The sequence below is a fragment of the Leuconostoc citreum genome, assembly GCF_004354555.1.
In the GTDB taxonomy this organism is placed as follows: domain Bacteria; phylum Bacillota; class Bacilli; order Lactobacillales; family Lactobacillaceae; genus Leuconostoc; species Leuconostoc citreum.
In genome coordinates this window covers 42,388-62,693 of record NZ_PUFH01000002.1, presented here as the reverse complement: position 1 = coordinate 62,693, position 20,306 = coordinate 42,388, and the positions used below count along the sequence as shown (strand labels likewise).

The following is a 20,306-nucleotide window of genomic DNA, read 5'->3' as shown; positions in this document are numbered from 1 at the left end:
TCAAATTTAACCGCTTTCATTTCAAGTCATGTTATACTGACTGTGGGTCCAGTGTCTTACTGTTCTCAGAAAATATCATTAAAAATGGAGGTCTATATTCATGTCACTCACAGACACCTACACCTTATCAAATGGACACAAAATTCCAGTTATTGGTTTTGGTACTTGGCAATCGGCTGACGGTGATGTTGCTTACCAAGCTGTAAAATGGGCTTTAGAGGCTGGCTACCGCCACATTGATACGGCAGCTATTTACGGTAACGAATCTTCTGTTGGTCGTGCAATCAAAGATTCTGGTATCTCACGCGATGATCTCTTTGTAACAACCAAGCTTTGGAATGATGCACATAATTATGACAAAGCTACAGCAGCACTTGACACATCTCTCGACAAATTAGGATTAGATTACGTAGATTTATATCTGATTCATTGGCCTAATCCGGCAGCCCTTAGAAATGAACAAGAAAATGCTTGGGAATCAGCAAATGCTGATACTTGGCTTGCCTTAGAAGCAGCTTATGAAAATGGTAAAGCCAAAGCAATTGGTGTTTCCAACTTCCAAATTCATCATTTAGAAGCATTGGCTAAAACGCAAAAGATTGCCCCAATGGTTAATCAAATTTTCTTGAATCCTTCTGATCATCAAAACGAGTTAGTTGCTTATAATAAAGCACACAATATACTAACCGAAGCGTATTCGCCTTTGGGCACTGGCAAATTAATTGATTTGTCCCCAGTAAACGATATTGCCAAAAAGTATAATAAGTCTATTCCTCAGATTCTTATCCGTTGGTCTCTAGACAGTGGTTTCCTACCACTACCTAAATCGACTCACCAAGAATATATTCAAGCAAACAGCGACGTCTTCGACTTTGCACTATCTATTGAAGATATCCAAACACTTGATGCTTTGGAACATACAGCCGGCGAGCACCTAGATGCTGATAAAGCTGACTTCTAATAAAAAAGCGTTGTTTCACGTGAAACAACGCTTTTTTATTTAAACAGAACGCTTTTTAAAGATAAAGTATGCAATCCCGTACATCAGAATAATATACACAGCGTAAGCTGTAAACACAGCACCCTCTGACATATGAACCATCTCCTTGAATAAGTGGGCTGGCATTTGTCGATAAACGGCTACACCCAAGAAAATATTAAACGGATTCCACTTTAAGATAGGCGCCATATTAATTAATAGTGATGAAATAGAGCTCAGAATAGGTGTTCCAACAATCATGACAACCCCTAAACCAATAGCAGCACCAGAATTCTTAACTAAGTTAGTAATCAACAATACTAATGCGGCAATGAAAATCATTTGCAACAAAGTTGTTAAGGCTGTTAGCCCCATATTTTGCCAACCAGTTCCGACATAGTTGATTTTATCAGCCAAGTTAATCTTTGGTGCGAAAATCATCTTGCCAAGCATCGTACCTAGAAACGCAGCAACAAACAAACTAATATAAACACTGAAATTCAGCAATAATTTACTAGTGAAAACCATCCCGCGGTTAAAACGTCGTGATAACAATGGTCTAATTGTACCAAAACCAAATTCTTGCGAAACACTTAGCGCGGTAATAATAATACCTGCCATAAATACATAAATTGTCCCCTGACCAAAGTTAGTTATCGCATTTACTGTTCGCTGCGATTTAAAAATAGCCAATATTGCCAACGGAAAAATAAAACTCAATGCAATCCAAATATACAGTCTGTTTTGTTTTATTGCTTTATAATATTCCTGTTTCATTAATGTTAACATGTCAATTACTCCCCCTTATCATCGTTAGCCAACATATCAAGTAACGACTTTTCCAAATTTCCTGTGACTGTATTCATTGTTGTAATGTCGATACCAGCTTGATTCACAGCAGTGATGACTTGCTGCAAGTTGTCAGCCCCAGAAACAAGGACATGCCCATCCTCCATATTCGCTACCCATTGATTAGCAATAGCCAAATTAATTGTTTTTTGGTTATCTGACGTTTCGAGTGCCCAACGTACTTTATCATGGCTAAAGAATGCAGCCATTGTTGCTGTTTCAATAATTTTACCGTGATTAATAATCACAACGTCATCAACTAGCTTCTGTAACTCATCCAACAAGTGACTAGAAATCAAGAATGCGACACCTGTATCGGCCAATTCGCGAATCAAACGTCGCAAATCATGAACTGATTGTGGATCTAAGCCATTCATTGGCTCATCTAAAATAACCAACTTAGGATTACGAATTAGCGCAATGGCAATTCCCAAACGTTGCTTCATTCCTAATGAGAAATTCTTAGCCTTACGCTTACCAAAGTTTTCACCATCAATTTGGGTTTGTTTCATTAAAGTTTTGAAATCAGCTGGATTATCGGTATCCATTGCATACAACTTCAAATGCTCAAGGGCTGTCAAATTCGGATAAATTGACGGATATTCAATCAAATTACCAATTTTACCCAACGCTTGATGGTTACTAAAGGTTACTGGTTGTCCTTCAAATGTGATGTTACCTGATGAATAGCTCATCAATCCAGTAATTGCACGCATTGCAGTCGACTTTCCTGCACCGTTTGGTCCAATCAAGCCAACAATGTGTCCCGCTTCAACATTAAAGCTGACATTTTCCATTGCCTTTTTTGAACCATACTGCTTGTTAACATTTTTAACTTCTAATAATGCCATGTTTCCCCCTAAATAATACTACTTATTTATCCCACGTTACTTTGAGTGTGGGTTTAAATACAAACGTAAATGTAACACCTGTTAAAATAGCTGGTGTTAACAACAAATCAAACAATTTTACAGCAGACAACGTCTCACTATTGTTGGCTAAGACTACTGCATAAGATGTTACAAACACAAATATAACAACCGGCCAACGTAAAATTCTTAAACGCACTGCCTCATCGATTGAGTCGCCACTAATTTTGGTAGATAAATAATAACCAACCGCAAATAACAATAAACCAGCCAGAATCAGAATCATAAACTGTATTGGTTGTTTACTATCTTCTAATAATTTATAGATCAAAGTTAATGGTTGAATAGCAACCAACCCAACAAACATCGCCCCCGCAATTTTCATCCAATTGGGCCCAATAATAGTATAAATGCCGGCCATCACACTGGCGATGAAAAAGAAGTGCGCGCTAGTCATAATATCAAGATTAAGCGCTTGACCAAAATCAGTGGGGTGAAAAATACCAACAATTGCCCCATCCACAACGATAGCGGCGACGATTGGGACAATGACTAACCAAAATATTCGTGCAATAAACAACTGACCACGTGAAATATTTTGCGTGAACAACCATAAATCTAAGCGACGTGACTGATCATTGAGTAACGAAATGGCTGCTATAAATAGCCAAACCCCTATTAAAACAGGGCCAAATCCTTTTTCAGCGCTGAAATTACCGTGTAATCCATACTGCCATATCGAAGACCCTACTTGAATGACTGTTAGTAGTACACCTAAACTTAATGCTAGAATCAGTTGATTCTTTTTGATTTTCATGTACAAAATCATTGCTTGTCTCATATTTCCCCCTCCAATTCTTGTTGCCATGCATACGCTTCTTCGGCAAAACTAGCGCGGAAAATATCTTCACTACTAATAGGTAATTCTTCAACAAATTTAAATTCTTGGCTGGCCAACTTAATTCCAATATCTTCCGTAAAATCGTTAAAGACAATCGTCACAACATGCCCTGTTTGAGCAATGATTGTCCCTGTCTCGCGAAGAAATGCGGGTAGCTCTTGGCCGACAAAAGCTAGTTGATACTTTTTAACATCTTTATTCTCATCAATAGCAAATGTACGATCGATTGTCTGGTTTTTGAGCAGTAGAATGCGATCAACTAATGTATCTAATTCGACCAAGTTATGTGAGGCAATCAAAACTGTTGTTTGCTGCTCCATGACTTGGTTAACAATTAATTGCTTAACCTGATCTCGAATTAAGACATCTAGACCATCTAGTGGTTCATCCAGTAAAATATATTGCGCACGACTAGCAAAGCTGAGAATAATCATAAATAGTGCACGCATACCTTTAGAATAAGTTTTAATCTGTTTACTATTATTCAAGCCAAATCGTTTGATTTCTGCATCATACCAAGCTTCATCGAAATCCTTATAGGCCACTTTTAGAATAGCTTTAATTCGTTTTGGTGAATAGTAACGTAACCAATTATCAGGCATATCGATATAAAACAATTGATCATGTCGCTTTGTTGTTTTCAGATAGTCTATGCCATCTAGTCCAACACGACCAAAGTCAGGTAATAACTCACCTGACAGTGTCCCAAACAATGTCGTCTTCCCTGCGCCATTGCGGCCTACTAGACCAACAATCTCGCCCTTATGCAATTCAAAATTAACATTCTTCAACACTTGTTTATTTTGAATTTTCTTAGAAATATTTTCAATAACGAGTGTCATCTCTCCTCCTTGCTCGCTTTAACATCTTTTCCGTAACTAGCATCAATCCACTGATGCAAAATATCAGAAGATATGCCCGCACGCTTTGCCTCAATCACAACTTCCCCCAATTGTTGTTGAACATTGGCAATAAAACGATCATCCGCGATCACACCATCATTTTCACGTACGAAAGTACCTTTACCAGCAACAGTTTCAATCACATTTTGACTTTCTAATGCCTTATAGGCTTTAGCAACTGTATTGGGATTTAGCCCTTCGATTAGCGCCATTTCTCTGACAGAGGGCAATTTTTCGCCCACGGATAAAACACCTGCAGCAACTTGAGACTTGATTCGCCACATCAACTGCTCATATAATGGCTGATTTCGCTGAATTTGTGCCATTTATGCACTTCCTTTATCATTTTTCGTGTATGCTTAACCCCAACGTCTGTCACATACACCAACTGATTAAAATGCGCTTCATTAATTCCCCTATGAATAAGTGTACTAAGTGTACTATCTGTATCATGTGTACTATGTTACGCGGTACAGTTATATTTGTCAAGTCCGTGATGCGATAAATCAAATACGAAATATAAATCAATTTTTAGCACAAATGTATGATAAAATTAGGTCAATTGTTTTCATTTAGATCATACTATTCGTAATCAGAGGATACATCAATGACAAAAGAAAAAACTACCCAAACCATTGTTTTTGTCGCTTTTTTTGCAGCTATTACTTTTGTGGCAACTAGCATTCAGGTGCCAATGCCAGCACTCATTGGCAAACCCTTTGTCCATCTGGGTAATGCTGCTGCACTCCTATCAGTACTGATTCTGGGCTATAAACGTGGTGCATTAGCTGGTGGCATGGGCTTAGCGCTTTTTGATGTCACACACAACTATATTCTTGACGCACCTTATTATTTTATCGAAATTTTCATCGTTGGGGGTAGTGCTATGCTCGTATTTTATAGCCTCCACTACAACAAAAAGCCACAAACTAGTAAATTAGTTCTCATTGTTGTTGCAGCAATTATCACCAAACTCGTCATGACAACGCTACACAATTTTGTTATGAGTTTAGTCAAAGGCATGACTATTCAGCCGGCATTTGTTGCAACATTATCGACGCTCTTTCCCACTTTGGTTAATTGTGTCACAACCTTGCTTGTTGTTATGATTGTCTATCCTATTTTAGGCCAGAAACTGCAACACTCATTAGCCCCAACACATTAAAAAAGCCAGCAGACAATCATGGTAGCGTCTACTGGCTTTTTTGTAAAAACAAAACCCCGCATCTGTTAACAATACGGGAGAAAGAAAATATATTCAAGAATGAGAAGAGAAGATTTGGGAGAGAATGAAATGAAAATCCTATATCATCTGCAGGGTTCTGTTCAATTAATAAGTGTTATTTGTTCTTATCAATAACTATATATTAACGATTCAAGATTAAATTCAAGTTAAAAAATCCTTTTAAAATTAACGCACTTTCTTTTACTATTATTTTACAAGTAAACACTTGGAATTGTTTGACATTTCACAATAAAACCATTATACTTACTTATTGTAATAGAAAGCACGATAATAATTATATGATAAGGAGAAAATCGTTATGTTAGCGTGGTTACGTCATTCAAAAATTGCAATGTGGGGATTGACTATTATTCGGCTCTATCTGGGGTTTGCTTGGGCAAAGGACGGTTTTGAAAAATTAACTGGTCCCAAACCATTTGATGCATCTGGTTTAATTATGGGGGCAATTAAAAATCCTGTTACTGCACCCGGTGGGGCAAAAGCTTTTCCGCTATATGACTGGTTCTTGACTACTTTCACCAACAACGGTCATTCTACTGCTGCCTTTTCTTTCTTAGTATCTTGGGGTGAACTACTGGTTGGACTCGGCCTAATTTTTGGCACGTTAACACTTGCCGCAGCATTTTTCGCATTAGTCATGAACTTTTCTTATCTTGGTGCAGGCGTTGTTTCAGTCAACCCAACCTACATTATTTTAGGTGGTCTATTGCTCATTTCCGGATTCAATTCAGGAAAAATTGGCTTAGACAGATGGGTTACACCATTCCTACGTTCAAAGATGCCGTTCTTGAACAATGATATTAGTGTCAAATAATCTTTAAAAAAATACCGTTATTAGAGGGGAAATAACACACATGTTCACATTACAAAAACCCAAAGCTAACTTGCTTGAAATCACAAGCAAAAGCATTTTTTATGGTTTTATAGCCGGTATGATATCTGGGATGGTAAAAATAGGCTGGGAAGCTATTTTACCACCACGCACCATCGCACGTAATATGACCAATCCACCACAACATATGGCCGAACAATTGGGTTTTTCAGATAAACTTGTTCACGCATTTGTGTACTATTCTCAAGATCAAAAAGTTTTTTGGTTTACATTGTTATTACACTTTTCGTTCGCCATTGTTTTTGCGATACTCTACGTTTTTGTATCTCAATACTGGCCACTCATTGGCCTTTGGCAAGGTGCCGTTTATGGCGTTGTCCTTTGGGTCGTCTGGCATGTTATTTTAATGCCAGCTTTTGGTACAGTGCCGGCCCCTTGGCATCAGCCTTTTGCTGAACATTTTTCAGAATTTTTCGGCCACATCGTTTGGGCTTGGGCGATTGCAGCAACTGTTTATTATCTTATCGCCAAAGACAAGCATGGACATTTAACAACTATTTAAAAAAAGACCTTAACAGGTCTTTTTTATTGCCATTTTTTGTATACTGAAATAAATAGAAATAATTAAAAGGATTGCCGATGTTATTTAAAGATCAAGTTTATCAATTTACGCCAGCAACTGTGCCCAATACAGCCAAGACGGTCATACAAGATTTACCTTATGCTACTGGTTCTCGACACACTTTAGACATCTACTTACCTAGTGGTGTCAAACCTTTCCCAGTCATTTTAGACTTATATGGTGGCGGCCTTCTGCGTGGTAAAAAATCATCTTTCAAACTAAATCCAAGTTTACGATTTTTAACTGATCAGTTTGCTGTGATTAGCATGGATTATCGTTTAAATGTACCACCTTATTGTGAGTTTCCAAATCAAATTGCAGAAATCCGTGCGGCATTAGATTTTTTAACGCGCAGTGCAACAATGTACAATCTTGATATGCAACACGTCATTTTAATTGGTGAATCTAGTGGCGCACAATTAGCTATGTTAGCCGCTGCTAGTTTTGCTGCAAACGTGACACTTGGTCACATACCAAACCATCGATTCCTAGATCAATTCCCAAAAGTAGCCGGTGTTATTGGCCTGTACGGCCCTTATCAAGTCGACCAGTTTGCAACACAATTTAATCAATTGCATATAATCCCAAAATTTCTGGAAACAGGTTCAGCGATAGCCTTCGAAGGCATTATGTTACAAGGCAATCGCCCTGATAGCGTCCCCTCATTAGTTAAGCAGGCCAATCCTGCAACTTATTTCACACCATCCACACCACCTACGTTACTTATCGCCGGCACTAAAGATCATGTTGTGCCTTATCTACAAAGTCTCAAACTTGCAGAAGATTATCACAGATTGGTAGGAAAAAAACCAACAACTCTTATCATACCCAATGCTGATCATGGTCCAAGTGACTATAATACATCCGCTATTTATTATGAAAAGCTAGCGTTTATCAATGAGCATATAAAAGCAGTGTGAGTTAACTCACACTGCTTTTTTCTAGTATCGTTAAAATGGTTCTTAGCACACCAGCATGATTGTTATCAGCCACAACTGGTAAGAAATCACCAGAAAGTTTAGTATTGGGCATAATGTATGGGTACCCCACCTGTGTCAGCATTTCGATGTCATTGCCCCCATCACCGAAAGCTGCGACTTGTGATAATTGAATCCCTAAATTATCTGCTAAAACCTTTAATCCGACTGCTTTATTGACACCTGCTGGCACAATATCAATCGCACCCGTCCCTGTCTCTGTCACGTGTACTTGATGGCCTAAAGCTTGTTTAGCCGCAGCATACAATTTACTTTCATCAAAATCTATCCAATTCATGGTTACTTTAAAAATTGGCGTCACGATTTCAGATACATCGTCAAACAAAATCACTTTTTTAAAATATTTTAACCGATCAGCAGTGGCTAAATGAGAAAAACTTCGCGGTATATAAGCTGTGTCATCAGTCGAATAAACCAAACCTTGATCTGGCTTTGGTTCAAAGGCTGTGATTAAGGTTTGAATTTGCGCCAATACTGACCAAGGTATTGCTTGGTTATAAAGTACCTCACCATTAGGCGCAATAACGCGTGCGCCATTATTTGTGACATAAAATAAGCCAGCGTGTAAAAAATCAGCTAACAACATCTCAATACGCTCCTGATGGACACCTGTTGCTATCACAAAACCAATATTTTTTGCTTTTAATCTTTCTAGGACAACCTTAAATAGTGCTTTATCAAATGTTTTATCATCTGCTAAAAACGTCCCATCTAAATCAGTTGCTATCAGCTGAATATTTGTCATACTTTATCCTAGTTTCCTTAACTTATAAAATATTGCGGATCTACGTGCTTAATTACTCATAGTGTACCATGTGACTAGCTGATTTATCAGACAATTTCTTAAGCATAAGCTAAAATTCGTTGTGCGATCCAAGCACCTTCACGTAAAACAAGTGTATTAACACCTGGCCTTGGAATAACTGTACCAAACCATTTTAGCCCTTCCAAGGTAATCCCATAAAGATATAAATGATTGATTGTTTCCCCATCACGATTGATAACTTCAAAGGTCTGCTTATTAATATTGGCTGCACCTAATTGATAACTAGTGCCATCAGAACGTATTTTTCTAGGTTGTACAAACATACCATTGTCACGCAGATTGGCGATTAATGGGTTACGAGATAATGAAAGATTTGTTGCGCCAAGGCGCGCTTCAACGAGTGCGTTGCCATGAAATAATTGCCCACGAGAATCACTGGCCTCAAATCCTGTAGCGTCAGTCGTAACATGTATGTTGGCCGCTGTTATCTTAAATAATCCCGCCTTCATCAGCGCGAGTAATTGCTCAATTCGCTCCAAAGGAGGACCCACGGATACTAATGCATCAAATGGTTTGAAATGTTCCAAAAACTTTTCATAATCTTCAGCAGTAAAATAATCGCGTTCTACTATATAACGTACGCGATCACGAATATCACGAAGGATATCAAATGCACCGGCAAACGGTGCGCTCTTATTACCCAAACGTGCATCATGAATATCTGCTGATAAATAAGACTGCATCCATGTCGTATAGTCAGCATCATTTGGTAAATCTCGCGCTGGATTACGGATTAAAGCAATATCAAATTCAAAAACGTCATCTAAGCCGTATTCTTCAGCCGTCGTTTTTAAATCAATACTTGTTAGCAACGCCTGTTTTAGTGCCTCAGATTGATCATAAGTTAGTGAGCTATCTGGTTGATTAATACGATTCAACAAATATTTATATGTCATTTCCTTAACGACAAGGTTTTCAAAATCTTGGTATTGAATATGACCATTGCCAGCCGCACGCAACGCCTCCAAGGCAGCTATAGTGAAAAATTTTGGTTCGTATAATTCACTGGCTGATTTTTCATTAACACCCCGAGCATGCAACGGAAAACCACGGCGGGACCCCGCCACAACCAATGGTTCATGTCCTGAAGGCTTATAAATCAGATTATCATTTTCGTCGCGAATAAAACGTCCACCCTTACCCACTGATAAAGCAGTCATATAATCAAAGAAACTCAGCCCAAGACCACGTATAATAATTTTATCATTCTCATTAAATACCGATAAATCTGCCTCCGCCGGATGCATAGGTGATAAATAATGTAACCCCTTATTTTGTGCAAATGTCTTAAAGCCCTGTTCTTCGTCAGTTAAGTTATCATCTGAATGACCCAATGCCATCACAACGTGGTCTGCTAATAATTGTGTCCCATCATTGAGCATTAATTGAAACTTTTCGCCTAGTTTCTGAACATTCATCACGCTTTGCTGAGTAAAATTTAATGTTTGATTATGTCGTACTCGGCGCATTAACCATTCAAAAAACCAGGCAGCATATATACCCATCATACCACGTGTTGCAAAATCACCAACTTGCGTCAAACGCGATAATTCATTAGTATAACTCGCATCGAATTCTTGGTGATGGGACAAAAAATCTTTCGCTTCTGACTCTAACCATTGGAACATGTTAGGCCCTGGTAAAGGTTTCCCCCCATTTTCAATGGATTCATCATTAAACAAAGTAATTTGATCGATAACTGTATTCATGAGAAAAGATCTATTTTGTGATAAAAACGGATCCCACACACGTCCCCCAATCGCGTGTGGATCATAAATTTGAACATCAATTTGCGTGTCGTCATTAGCTAAATTAATTAATCGCTCAGCTACTGCTAGTCCCCGAGGACCGGCACCTATAATTGCAACTTGCATATATTTTTCTCTCCATAGCGTACAACAATAGACGCATTTTTTTATCTATAAACTAGTTACCATTATAGTGGTTTTTACTATGCTTTTCAAAAAGTTCACTCATGCTAATGCTTGTCCTGTGCCATCACTGCTTGCAATTTTTTGTAATACTTTTTGGATAACGGTACCCTGGCCTGATTAGTTAACGTCAAAGTCCGCTCTTTTGTGTTCAGCGACGCTATTTTGTGCCGATTAACAATATAAGCAGCATGAACTCGCATTAAATCCTTATGTAGTTGTTCAATGTGCTGCATCGTCCCCCGCACGCTAAGTTGACTTTTCTCACTATAAACAATTAACCGATGACTACGCAACACATCTGATGCGATATAGACTACTTCGTGTATGTCAACTTTTTCCGACTTTCTACCGTTGGGAATAGCTATAAAATCAGGTTTTGCTATCACGTGTTCAGCAAGTTGTTTTTCAGCAGTAGTAATTGCAGATACTAACCGTTGCTTAAAAATAGATTCAGCTTGAAATTTATTAATGAAGTCTAAAGCGCTAATTTGATATTGATAACTGGTGGCCATTAATTCGGTATGTGTTGTCACAATAATAATTGGCGAAATAACATCTCGACTTCTGATAAATTGTGCTATGCTCAAGCCGGTATAATTATGATGATTGATTTCCAAGTCAAGTAGTATAATTTTAGGCTGCTTATCAGACATTAGCACTGATAAAAACTGCTTGGGCTGACCAAATACTTCACAATGAGGTAGAATACGCTTGATACGGAGTTGTTGAACAATATTGTCCTCTAATAGATAATAATGCATTATCATCACCCCACTATTAACTTTTGGATAAATTGTCTATTTTCTATTATTGTACAATGCTCAATTAATGGCTGTTGCATCGTATACCGTGTGATGAAACTAAGACCAATACCTTCGTGTGTATTTTTGGACGAATAACCCAACTCTTCTATACGGTGAATATCTATATTTTCTTGGTAAGAATTAACAATAATAATCTCATTGTCCTTTGAAAAAATAATCGACACTTTTTTATCAGTTGTTAGACTGACTGCCTCTATCGCATTATCTAATAAAATTCCCACCACACGATAAAAATCGATGTCTTTTTCAATGCTGGTATTATCAAATAATTTATCTACTGATAACGTAATATTCACTGAGTGCTCTGCTGCCAACTGATACTTCACCAGAATGACGCCACGCAACTGAATATCTGATAATTGACTAAGCTGCAACATTGTTTCTTTAGGTAACAGTAGCTGACTACGTCTAATAACAGAATAATATGTTTCCTTAATATCGTGCATGTTCTCCGTCTGAATAGCATACTCTAAACTAGCTAATATATTCTTATAATCATGCTTAAAGAAACGATACTCAGCATATTGCTTTTCTAATTGATTAACATAATATTGCGATGCAGATAATGCTTCAAAGTGTTGCTCTACCTTATTCTGTAGTTGTTCATAGTAGCGATATAGCATGGGCACCAATACTATAGCCACTATCATTAATAACCAAACTAATTCACGCCAAATTGACATAGTATAGTGGTTGCGCGCAAAATGATAGGCCTGATAATTACCCCATATACGTAAAAATATGCTAATGACTAAAAGGCACATCAGCTGTTTCATGTGTGCTTGTAAAAACTCACCTGGCACCCACTTGAATCTGAAACAACGTAACATAATAACCACAAATGTTGTCACGATATTAACACAGAGATTACTGATAACCTGATACTGAACTGACCAACCCGCTAATGTAGTGAGCTGAGTCACTGGATTCATTAATCCATAAGTCATTAAGGTGCTAACTACTGCACAAAGTAAGATAACTAAGTGACTATCATGCCAAAAGCGTTCTCGACAGCCAATATAGTACAACAAAACAATATTTATAGTTGATGCTAATGTTGCTCTAACAAATGGTGAGCCAACACCATTAGATACCATACTCACGATATATATAAGTAATAGTAGCATGCAAAATTTATGTTTTGTGATTTTTTGGCCAGACAATATATCAAACCAACTTATCATAGCAAAAGCTTCAAAAGCCGACCATGTTAGGGCGTTGAGTAGATTCAAAAAAGAATGAAACATGCTTGCGTCTCCATTGAGTGAATAACTATAGGTTTGTCTCAGTATGTAATACAAATGAATTTCAAACGTTCAACATATTTTATCACATATATAATATAAAAATCACATTGACAAGACTAATCATTTCACAACGCTTTGACTGCAAAGTGCGGTACACTAGAAGGCAAAGTGCTTGCAAAGAGGAGATTATATGACTACAAATGATGAAAACATCAGCTCAAATAATTTAAATAGTAATTTATTTTCTGGTAAATTTGGCATCGAAATTGAAGAACATCGTGTACAAACAGATACCTTATCATTATCACAGCATCCCCATCCCGCATCTCTTGGTAAGCGAAAAACACATCCCTACTTCCAAACTGACTTCTCAGAAAGTCAGGAAGAAGTGGTTACCGCAGTACAGTCATCTTCTTCAGCAGCATTACAACATCTTCATGAACTGCAGTTCATGCTGACGCAGTCACTACAAGGGAATGAATTTATTTGGCCACTATCAATGCCACCTTATCTGAGAGAAGCCGACATTATTTTTCTAAAAACACACTTTGAACGACCATGGTATCAAAAATATCGCGATGTATTATTTCTGCGGTATGGTCCTTTTCAACACATTATGACGGGAATTCATGTCAATTTTTCACCAGAAGATAGTGTCATCAAAAATTACGCTAACCAACATGCACTTACCGATTATGTCACCGCAAAAAATAAATTGTTTTTCCAAATTGCTCAACAAATAGCTGGCTATCGTTGGCTATTAACCTACTTGTTTGGCGCTGCGCCAGTGAATGAAAATTCATCAGCAAATTTGCCCAATAATTATCGTAAGCGCCAACCTGTAAGGTCTTGGCGTGCAAGTAATTTTGGCTTTACCAATCAACCTCACATCGATGTAAACTATACCGACTTTAACACACATATTAAACAACTAACTAACCACATTACCAATGGGGATCTCTACGACAAAAGTGAATTTTATGGCCCAGTAAGACTTCGTGCATCTGGTAGTCCCAATGACTTGCGCATTAACGGCGCGGACTACCTAGAATTTCGTATGTTTGATATTAATCCTTTTACTGTCGATGGTATATCACAAGACGCATTAAGTTTTCTCCATCTACTCATTATCGATGCCATCATCAATCCTGAAAATTGGGAACCAGAAAAATTACGTATTGCGAAAAATAAGAATCATTTGGTTGCTTTACAACCAGCCGGTAGTGAGTTGTCAGCTGAGCTCAAATCACAAGCTTATCAATTGTTATCACGCTTAACAATCATTGCTGAAGCAGCACCAGAAAAATTGAAACTTGATTTTATATCCGCGTTAAATAACGTCAATACTGCTTTAAAGCAACCAAATTTAACAATCAGTGGGCAATTAGTTAGCGAGATAAAAGATGAATCACTCATGGCTTTTGGTCGAAAACAAGGTATTGCCTTGCGCAATCAACGCCAATCCGAAAATTCGAATGACATATTTGAGCGGATTCCTAAACAAATAAGACAAAGTTATATTCAAGCGCATCAACTCGGCTTTAACACAACTATATATCAAAATAATCAACTCAAAATTAGTGATAAATCTCATACTTGGTTATTATCCCAAAGCCAAGATTTGACCCAATTGATGACTAATCAAGATTAATTGATTCATGTTTCGCCAGCAATAAACTAATTGTCACTTTTTCGTATAGTTTTCCTTTGTTATTGCTTATCAAATCATACGTAAAAACAACTATCATTACTTATACTGACTTAAATAAGCTATATAAAAAGCCTTGATGATACAGAAAATCAAGGCTTTTTAATGATAACTTGAGTGGCACTTATTGACAGCGAACTCCTGTGTTTTTTTTAATTGTTTCACGTGAAACGTTAAGTTAACGATGTCCATAACTTGACAATTGCTTGGACACCTTCATCCCCATGTTCTTGATTTAATTTAGTGAATAATTGCTCAGCAAGTACTGTCTCTGGTAGTTGCACTTGCATTTCGGCTGCCGCATCTAATGCAATGCGTAAATCTTTCAATAAATGTTTCACATAGAAACCGGCTTTAAAATCATCGTTTAACACACGTGGCATATAATTGGTAATAGACCATGAACCAGCGGCGCCATTAGCCCATACTTGGTAGGCATCTGACAAATTTAAACCGGCTGCTTGCGCATAAGCCATTGACTCCGCCATTCCCAGAACGGTTGCAGCCACACCAATGTTATTACTCATTTTCATGTGTTGTCCTTTACCAGCTGAACCAACATGAATAATTTGGGTTCCTATGGCTTTAAGAACAGGCATTATCCGTTCAAATATAGCTTTGTCTCCGCCTACCATAATAGATAATGTGCCATTTTTCGCACCAACATCGCCACCCGACACTGGTGCATCGAGTACATGTACGCCTTGCTGTTCACCCCTTTTAAATAAAGTCTCAGCCAATCGGGGTGTCGAGGTTGTCATATCAATTAAAATGTCGTTTTCTTTCGCACCGGCAAATACACCTTCTGGCCCTAGCCAGACTGTTTCGACATCTTTAGGATAACCTACCATCGTAAATGTTATCTCGGATGCACGCGTTACATTTGCCGGTGAATTTGCCCAGTGTGCGCCATGCGCCAGGACGTCATTCGCCTTGGCACGTGTTCGATTATACACAGTGACTTCATGCCCAGCTTTTAAGAAATTATTAATTACGCCCGTCCCCATAACGCCCGTGCCAACAAATCCTATTTTCATATTTTTACCTCAAAATTTCATTTTCTGTGTAGCCACCGCGTGCCAATGTCACTGCGTCATTTAGTGCCATTTCTACCATGTTTTTAATAGCGGTATTAGTATAAAAAGCTATATGTGGTGACAAATAAAAATTGTCTAATTGCGTTAGACGTTGAATATTTTCTGGCAAATCAGCAACTGCTTGTTTTTGATCCATAAAATCATTTTCGTTAGGTGCCACATCAAATGCAGCACCGTATAATTGTCCTGATAGTAAACTAGATTCTAATGCGGCCATGTCAACAATTTCGCCGCGTGCCATGTTCAGCATAATTGTTCCTGGCTGTATTTTATCAAAAAAGTTTTGATTCGCTAATCCCCGTGTTTCATCATTCAATGGTGTGTGAAAACTAATAACATTGGCGCGAGACAAAGCATCATCTAATGAAGTATATTCTAAAAATGCCTCGTTTTGCGCACGATACACAGGGTCAACCCCAAGCACATTTGCACCCAAGGCATGTAGCATCTGTGCTAATGCTGTTCCAATACGGCCGACTCCGATGATTGCCACTGTCATCTGATAAATTTCTCTTGCTTGACCGCCGGCTGCCCACGTGTAGTCCCCTGTCGCCATGGCACGATCAAATTTTTTATTGTGCCGCAAAATATTAAGTAATTGTGTCAACGTATATTCTGCAATTGCACGTGGTGAATAAGCAGCAACGTTTGATAAGCGAATATGCTGCCCAAATGCGGCTGGTAAATCAAATACGTCGTACCCAACTTGTCGTAAAGCTATTTGTTTAATCCCATAGCCTGCTAATGATTCGTATACAGGAGCTGGTATGGCTGTTGTTTGTTGTGTCGTCACTGCATCAAAACTTTGCGCCTGTGCAACATTATCCACGTTTAGTGGCTCGTACACATTGACAACATCGTGTCCCGTTTTAGCCACCCATTCATCAACAAAGGGTAATTCTTCTTTTACTGTGTTATACATTATTATTTTCATCAGTCTTGCTCCTTTTTAATTTAAATTAAAAGCACGCAAAAAGCGTGCTTTTGTTTACTTAATTTTACCTAAGAAATATTTTTTCTTACCACGTCGAACTAACACAAATTGACCATCATAATGTGACAAGGGATTAATCTCTGCTGCAACATCTGTTACTTTTTCACCATTAATACTAATAGCGCCATTTGCCACATCTTCACGTGCCTGACGCTTTGAAGCTTCGACACCACCATCAACCAAGAAATCAACAATATTTTTGACAGTGTTTGCTGCCTCAAAACTAGGCACACCACCAAATGCATCAGCGATTTGTGCTGCTGATAAGGTTGCCACATTACCACTGAATAATGCAGTTGAAAGATCTTCAGCTTCTTTAACTGCAGCTTCGCCATGCACAAATTTAGTCACTTCTTGTGCCAATCGGCGTTGCGCTAAACGTTCGCCAGGATTTGTGGCCACTGCTTCAGCCAAATCATCAATTTCTTCACTACCCAAGAAAGTGAAATACTTAAGATATTTCACAACATCTGCATCCCCTTGATTAAGCCAGAATTGGTAGAAAGTATAAGGCGACGTTTTTTTAGGATCCAACCAAATAGCATTGCCTTCTGACTTACCAAACTTCTTCCCTGTTGAATCAGTCATCAACGGGATTGTTAAACCAAAGGCCTTTGCTTCATTACCTTCCAAAGAGTGAATTAAGTCGATACCTGATGTGATATTTCCCCACTGATCAGAACCACCAATTTGCAACTTCACATCTTCACGACGCCACAATTCATGGAAATCAATCCCTTGCAATACTTGATAAGTGAATTCAGTAAATGAAATACCCGTTTCTAAGCGCGAAGCCACGACATCTTTTTTCAACATCACATTGATTGAAAATAACTTGCCATAATCACGCAAAAAATCCGTTAATGTCAACTGACCAAGCCAATCATTATTGTTAACAATTCGCGTATCATTATCGCCAAATAGCTTGGTTACTTGCGCTGTAATACCCTTTTCGTTTTCTGCAAGTTGTTCTGACGATAACAACTGACGTTCAGTTGTTGGCCGTGGATCACCAATTGCCCCGGTTGCGCCACCAATAATAATAACAGCTTTTCCACCAGCATTTTGAAAGCGCTTTAATACCATAAATGGAATCAAATGTCCTAAATGCAGCGAATCGGCAGTTGGATCAGTACCTACGTAAGCGCCAACTTTGCCACTAGCCATAGCTTCTAATAATCCTGCTTCATCTGTGATTTGATTTAACGCACCACGCCATTTAAGATCTTCTATAAAATTCATCTTCATCTCCCTATATCTTCTTGTGGATAGCAAAAACCGCCCTATAAATACTATAGGACGGTTTTAACCGTGGTACCACCTAAATTGTAAGTCATCGGACCTACCACTTATAACGCCTTATCGCGGCATACGTCATACGTTTTTATGTTGTGTAACTCGAGCACAGCGACGGGTTAGTTCTCATCAACCACTAACTTTCTTTAACGCGTCAATCTGTGTCTTTATCAACTGATGATGTCTTCATTATACCAGAAAATATTAAGATATGTGATTTTTCAAATTTTTATCACAATAATAACAACTGATCTTTTTAATGATAAACGTTTATCTGTTTTATGACAGACCGATTATTTCTTGTTATAATTAGGTTCTGATTGGGAAGGGTTTTATGAAATTTAATACTATACAACATACTTTACAAAATATACGCACCAAGCAAAACCTCACACAAGTAGATTTTGCAGAAAAAATATTTGTTTCCCGACAAACTGTCTCTAACTGGGAACGGGGTATTAGTATCCCTCCGGTAACAGCACTCAGCATTATTGCAAATACTTTTGATGTGCCGTTAACACAATTACTGTCTGCTCTTGACGGTGAACAAGCCAATCGTGAGCATGCAGCCGAGCGTCAACTTATTGTTGAGGCATTCCTAACTTTACTTCATCGTCATAACGGCCAATACAGTACAATTGATTTAATTATTGCTGAATCCGGCATCGACTATGAACATGCCATTACATTGTTCAATTCACCGTCAGCAATTTTACAATATATTGCCCAACAAATCGATGCACAAGTCATTGCAGCACTTGATAATTACAGTGATGATGATCCTCTTATGATGATTGCAGATGCTGTATTACCAGTTCTCTATCAACATAATCATACGCTCAAAATCTTATATACTGGTCACTACGCTAATGGTGAATGGCTCACTTTTCTTAAAAATAGTTATCAAAAATGGGCCGCACCCTTTTTTGATAACTATGACATTACAACAGCACCAGTCTCTCGTAAATTCGCCATCGAACTCACAGTCAAGACAACCCTATCGATTATTTCAACTTGGCTCACACAACCAGTTCCCACACCACCCGATCAATTTCGCCAAACTTTTTTACACCTGACAAGAACACCTATTATTAAGCTCATCTGTCCTTGAAAAAGATTCAACTTGTGAATGTCAACATGTTGAATCTTTTTGCTAAAATGAATAGCATATTACTTTTACTAAATTTTTATTTTTTAGGAGCTTACCATGTCGATTCGTTTTAAAGCCATTACACTAGGAATTATATCTGCCTTCTTTTTTTCAATTACCTTTGTTGTTAATGAAGTTATGGCCAATGCTCACGGCTATTGGGGCTACACCGCTGCTTTACGGTACTTATGGATGCTGCCCTTAATGTTAATTGTCAATAAACTATTTGGCTCAAATGTGAGACATGTTCTGGGTATTATCAAACGCGATATGAAATCCTGGTTCATCTGGTCTCAGGTTTGTTTTGTTTTATTTTATGTGCCTTTGTGTTGGGCTGTTAACTATCTGCCAGGATGGCTGATATCTGCTACTTGGCAATTGACTATCATCTTTGGCGTTTTAACTACACCATTGGTGCGTGTCAAAACACAACAAAGCGGCTACGTTCGATTAAAAATCCCAACCAAAGCAATCCCATGGATGGTTATCATTCTTGTTGGAGTGTTCTTAACTGTCGCCAGTTATATTACTCACTTAAAACACATTGCCCCGTTACTATTCGCGATTATTGCTATCATGCTAGCAGCAGTTGCTTATCCACTTGGCAATAGACAAATCATGGCCACGACAGATGGGACTGTCACTGCTTCTGAAAAAGTATTAGCAATGTTAATTTGTTCGTACCCGACTTGGCTTATTATCGCTACTTTATCATATACTCAGGTTGGCTTGCCATCCGCACCACAGTTGCTTAACACATTCATTGTCGCACTGTGTTCCGGCGTGATTGCTACTGTTCTTTTTTTTGGTGCAACACAATTAGCTGTTCACGATATGAAAAGTCTAGCTGCTGTTGAAGCGACACAAGCTATGGAAGTTATTTTTTCTGTTTTACTCAGTCTATTATTCCTCGGCCATGCGCTCCCGACACCAGCCCAGTTAGCCGGTCTATGTCTTATGGTTTTTGGTATTATTATGTTATCAATTCGAGAATAAACCAGCTATACGTTGATTTTCCTTCTTATAATTGTT

Annotated in this window: 20 protein-coding genes; 8 read left to right on the top strand and 12 right to left on the bottom strand. The window is 38.2% G+C overall.

Annotated features, from left to right (window positions below; translation table 11 throughout):
• Positions 1-100: 100 nt before the first annotated feature.
• The gene (locus tag C5L21_RS00815) at positions 101-961 is read left to right on the top strand and encodes an aldo/keto reductase (protein WP_085699442.1); all 861 of its coding nucleotides are present in this window, start codon (positions 101-103) and stop codon (positions 959-961) included.
• A gap of 39 nt (positions 962-1,000) precedes the next feature.
• On the opposite strand, the gene C5L21_RS00810 is transcribed toward C5L21_RS00815, so the two are convergent.
• From C5L21_RS00810 to C5L21_RS00790, 5 genes are read right to left on the bottom strand one after another with little or no spacing between them, the layout of a single operon-like run.
• Complete coding sequence (locus tag C5L21_RS00810) at positions 1,001-1,768, bottom strand: ABC transporter permease (RefSeq protein WP_085699444.1); 768 nt, start codon at positions 1,766-1,768, stop codon at positions 1,001-1,003.
• A gap of 5 nt (positions 1,769-1,773) precedes the next feature.
• On the bottom strand, positions 1,774-2,679 hold the full coding sequence (locus C5L21_RS00805) for an ABC transporter ATP-binding protein (RefSeq protein WP_004902356.1): 906 nt from the start codon (positions 2,677-2,679) through the stop codon (positions 1,774-1,776).
• A 22-nt stretch (positions 2,680-2,701) separates the two neighbouring features.
• Positions 2,702-3,538 carry a hypothetical protein gene (locus C5L21_RS00800; protein WP_004902352.1) on the bottom strand — a complete coding sequence of 279 codons (837 nt, stop codon included), beginning with the start codon at positions 3,536-3,538 and terminating at the stop codon, positions 2,702-2,704.
• Positions 3,535-4,440, bottom strand: coding sequence for an ATP-binding cassette domain-containing protein (locus tag C5L21_RS00795; protein ID WP_004902349.1), 906 nt, complete (start codon positions 4,438-4,440; stop codon positions 3,535-3,537). The genes C5L21_RS00800 and C5L21_RS00795 overlap by 4 nt, the downstream gene beginning before the upstream one ends.
• Positions 4,437-4,826 carry a GntR family transcriptional regulator gene (locus C5L21_RS00790; RefSeq protein WP_004902346.1) on the bottom strand — a complete coding sequence of 130 codons (390 nt, stop codon included), beginning with the start codon at positions 4,824-4,826 and terminating at the stop codon, positions 4,437-4,439. The genes C5L21_RS00795 and C5L21_RS00790 overlap by 4 nt, the downstream gene beginning before the upstream one ends.
• Positions 4,827-5,107: 281 nt before the next feature.
• On the opposite strand from C5L21_RS00790, the gene C5L21_RS00785 reads away from it, so the two are divergent.
• The 4 genes from C5L21_RS00785 (at position 5,108) to C5L21_RS00770 (ending at position 8,120) form a co-directional block, all read left to right on the top strand.
• Entirely contained in the window at positions 5,108-5,665 is a 558-nt protein-coding gene (locus C5L21_RS00785) for an ECF transporter S component (RefSeq protein WP_085699446.1), read from the top strand.
• 379 nt (positions 5,666-6,044) lie between these two features.
• Positions 6,045-6,560 (top strand): DoxX family membrane protein, encoded by a 516-nt coding sequence (locus tag C5L21_RS00780; RefSeq protein WP_004902344.1) that lies wholly within the window; start codon positions 6,045-6,047, stop codon positions 6,558-6,560.
• Positions 6,561-6,600: 40 nt separating this feature from the next.
• Positions 6,601-7,140, top strand: a complete 540-nt coding sequence (locus C5L21_RS00775) for a YagU family protein (RefSeq protein ID WP_085699448.1) — start codon at positions 6,601-6,603, stop codon at positions 7,138-7,140.
• 77 nt (positions 7,141-7,217) lie between these two features.
• Complete coding sequence (locus tag C5L21_RS00770; RefSeq protein ID WP_085699450.1) at positions 7,218-8,120, top strand: alpha/beta hydrolase; 903 nt, start codon at positions 7,218-7,220, stop codon at positions 8,118-8,120.
• Position 8,121: 1 nt separating this feature from the next.
• Here the strand turns inward: C5L21_RS00770 and C5L21_RS00765 are convergent, their stop codons facing one another.
• The 4 genes from C5L21_RS00765 to C5L21_RS00750 all read right to left on the bottom strand — a co-directional run bounded on the left by C5L21_RS00765 (position 8,122) and on the right by C5L21_RS00750 (position 12,879).
• Positions 8,122-8,943, bottom strand: a complete 822-nt coding sequence (locus C5L21_RS00765) for an HAD-IIB family hydrolase (protein WP_085699452.1) — start codon at positions 8,941-8,943, stop codon at positions 8,122-8,124.
• 98 nt (positions 8,944-9,041) lie between these two features.
• Entirely contained in the window at positions 9,042-10,898 is a 1,857-nt protein-coding gene (locus C5L21_RS00760) for an FAD/NAD(P)-binding protein (RefSeq protein WP_099044802.1), read from the bottom strand.
• 104 nt (positions 10,899-11,002) lie between these two features.
• Positions 11,003-11,719 (bottom strand): LytR/AlgR family response regulator transcription factor, encoded by a 717-nt coding sequence (locus C5L21_RS00755; protein WP_004905108.1) that lies wholly within the window; start codon positions 11,717-11,719, stop codon positions 11,003-11,005.
• 5 nt (positions 11,720-11,724) lie between these two features.
• Entirely contained in the window at positions 11,725-12,879 is a 1,155-nt protein-coding gene (locus C5L21_RS00750; RefSeq protein WP_227005691.1) for a GHKL domain-containing protein, read from the bottom strand.
• Between the two features lie 340 nt (positions 12,880-13,219).
• Between C5L21_RS00750 and C5L21_RS00745 the strand changes: the two genes are divergently transcribed.
• Complete coding sequence (locus C5L21_RS00745) at positions 13,220-14,680, top strand: glutamate--cysteine ligase (protein WP_085699458.1); 1,461 nt, start codon at positions 13,220-13,222, stop codon at positions 14,678-14,680.
• 230 nt (positions 14,681-14,910) lie between these two features.
• On the opposite strand, the gene C5L21_RS00740 is transcribed toward C5L21_RS00745, so the two are convergent.
• Genes C5L21_RS00740 through tyrS form a run of 3 tightly spaced genes read right to left on the bottom strand, consistent with a single transcriptional unit; the run spans position 14,911 to position 18,070 of the window.
• Positions 14,911-15,774, bottom strand: a complete 864-nt coding sequence (locus C5L21_RS00740; RefSeq protein WP_004902321.1) for an NAD(P)-dependent oxidoreductase — start codon at positions 15,772-15,774, stop codon at positions 14,911-14,913.
• Positions 15,775-15,778: 4 nt separating this feature from the next.
• Complete coding sequence (locus C5L21_RS00735) at positions 15,779-16,768, bottom strand: D-2-hydroxyacid dehydrogenase (RefSeq protein ID WP_040176507.1); 990 nt, start codon at positions 16,766-16,768, stop codon at positions 15,779-15,781.
• Positions 16,769-16,822: 54 nt separating this feature from the next.
• The gene (gene tyrS, locus C5L21_RS00730; protein WP_085699460.1) at positions 16,823-18,070 is read right to left on the bottom strand and encodes a tyrosine--tRNA ligase; all 1,248 of its coding nucleotides are present in this window, start codon (positions 18,068-18,070) and stop codon (positions 16,823-16,825) included.
• Between the two features lie 388 nt (positions 18,071-18,458).
• Between tyrS and C5L21_RS00725 the strand changes: the two genes are divergently transcribed.
• Together C5L21_RS00725 and C5L21_RS00720 are read left to right on the top strand one after the other, a co-directional pair.
• A complete protein-coding gene (locus C5L21_RS00725; protein ID WP_004905114.1) occupies positions 18,459-19,235 on the top strand; it encodes a helix-turn-helix domain-containing protein in 777 nt (258 codons plus the stop codon).
• A 96-nt stretch (positions 19,236-19,331) separates the two neighbouring features.
• Positions 19,332-20,270: a multidrug resistance efflux transporter family protein gene (locus C5L21_RS00720; protein WP_004905115.1), complete on the top strand. Its 939-nt coding sequence runs from the start codon at positions 19,332-19,334 to the stop codon at positions 20,268-20,270.
• Positions 20,271-20,306 lie beyond the last annotated feature (36 nt).

What these genes read in the sequence shown, in the direction of transcription:
- tyrS (WP_085699460.1), bottom strand. Translation starts at nt 18,070, where the DNA reads ATGAATTTTATAGAAGATCTTAAATGGCGTGGTGCGTTAAATCAAATC.
- C5L21_RS00775 (WP_085699448.1), top strand. Translation starts at nt 6,601, where the DNA reads ATGTTCACATTACAAAAACCCAAAGCTAACTTGCTTGAAATCACAAGC.
- C5L21_RS00800 (WP_004902352.1), bottom strand. Translation starts at nt 3,538, where the DNA reads ATGAGACAAGCAATGATTTTGTACATGAAAATCAAAAAGAATCAACTG.
- C5L21_RS00810 (WP_085699444.1), bottom strand. Translation starts at nt 1,768, where the DNA reads ATGTTAACATTAATGAAACAGGAATATTATAAAGCAATAAAACAAAAC.
- C5L21_RS00740 (WP_004902321.1), bottom strand. Translation starts at nt 15,774, where the DNA reads ATGAAAATAGGATTTGTTGGCACGGGCGTTATGGGGACGGGCGTAATT.
- C5L21_RS00770 (WP_085699450.1), top strand. Translation starts at nt 7,218, where the DNA reads ATGTTATTTAAAGATCAAGTTTATCAATTTACGCCAGCAACTGTGCCC.
- C5L21_RS00795 (WP_004902349.1), bottom strand. Translation starts at nt 4,440, where the DNA reads ATGACACTCGTTATTGAAAATATTTCTAAGAAAATTCAAAATAAACAA.
- C5L21_RS00805 (WP_004902356.1), bottom strand. Translation starts at nt 2,679, where the DNA reads ATGGCATTATTAGAAGTTAAAAATGTTAACAAGCAGTATGGTTCAAAA.
- C5L21_RS00725 (WP_004905114.1), top strand. Translation starts at nt 18,459, where the DNA reads ATGAAATTTAATACTATACAACATACTTTACAAAATATACGCACCAAG.
- C5L21_RS00755 (WP_004905108.1), bottom strand. Translation starts at nt 11,719, where the DNA reads ATGCATTATTATCTATTAGAGGACAATATTGTTCAACAACTCCGTATC.
- C5L21_RS00745 (WP_085699458.1), top strand. Translation starts at nt 13,220, where the DNA reads ATGACTACAAATGATGAAAACATCAGCTCAAATAATTTAAATAGTAAT.
- C5L21_RS00750 (WP_227005691.1), bottom strand. Translation starts at nt 12,879, where the DNA reads ATGGTATCTAATGGTGTTGGCTCACCATTTGTTAGAGCAACATTAGCA.
- C5L21_RS00720 (WP_004905115.1), top strand. Translation starts at nt 19,332, where the DNA reads ATGTCGATTCGTTTTAAAGCCATTACACTAGGAATTATATCTGCCTTC.
- C5L21_RS00785 (WP_085699446.1), top strand. Translation starts at nt 5,108, where the DNA reads ATGACAAAAGAAAAAACTACCCAAACCATTGTTTTTGTCGCTTTTTTT.
- C5L21_RS00765 (WP_085699452.1), bottom strand. Translation starts at nt 8,943, where the DNA reads ATGACAAATATTCAGCTGATAGCAACTGATTTAGATGGGACGTTTTTA.
- C5L21_RS00790 (WP_004902346.1), bottom strand. Translation starts at nt 4,826, where the DNA reads ATGGCACAAATTCAGCGAAATCAGCCATTATATGAGCAGTTGATGTGG.
- C5L21_RS00815 (WP_085699442.1), top strand. Translation starts at nt 101, where the DNA reads ATGTCACTCACAGACACCTACACCTTATCAAATGGACACAAAATTCCA.
- C5L21_RS00760 (WP_099044802.1), bottom strand. Translation starts at nt 10,898, where the DNA reads ATGCAAGTTGCAATTATAGGTGCCGGTCCTCGGGGACTAGCAGTAGCT.
- C5L21_RS00780 (WP_004902344.1), top strand. Translation starts at nt 6,045, where the DNA reads ATGTTAGCGTGGTTACGTCATTCAAAAATTGCAATGTGGGGATTGACT.
- C5L21_RS00735 (WP_040176507.1), bottom strand. Translation starts at nt 16,768, where the DNA reads ATGAAAATAATAATGTATAACACAGTAAAAGAAGAATTACCCTTTGTT.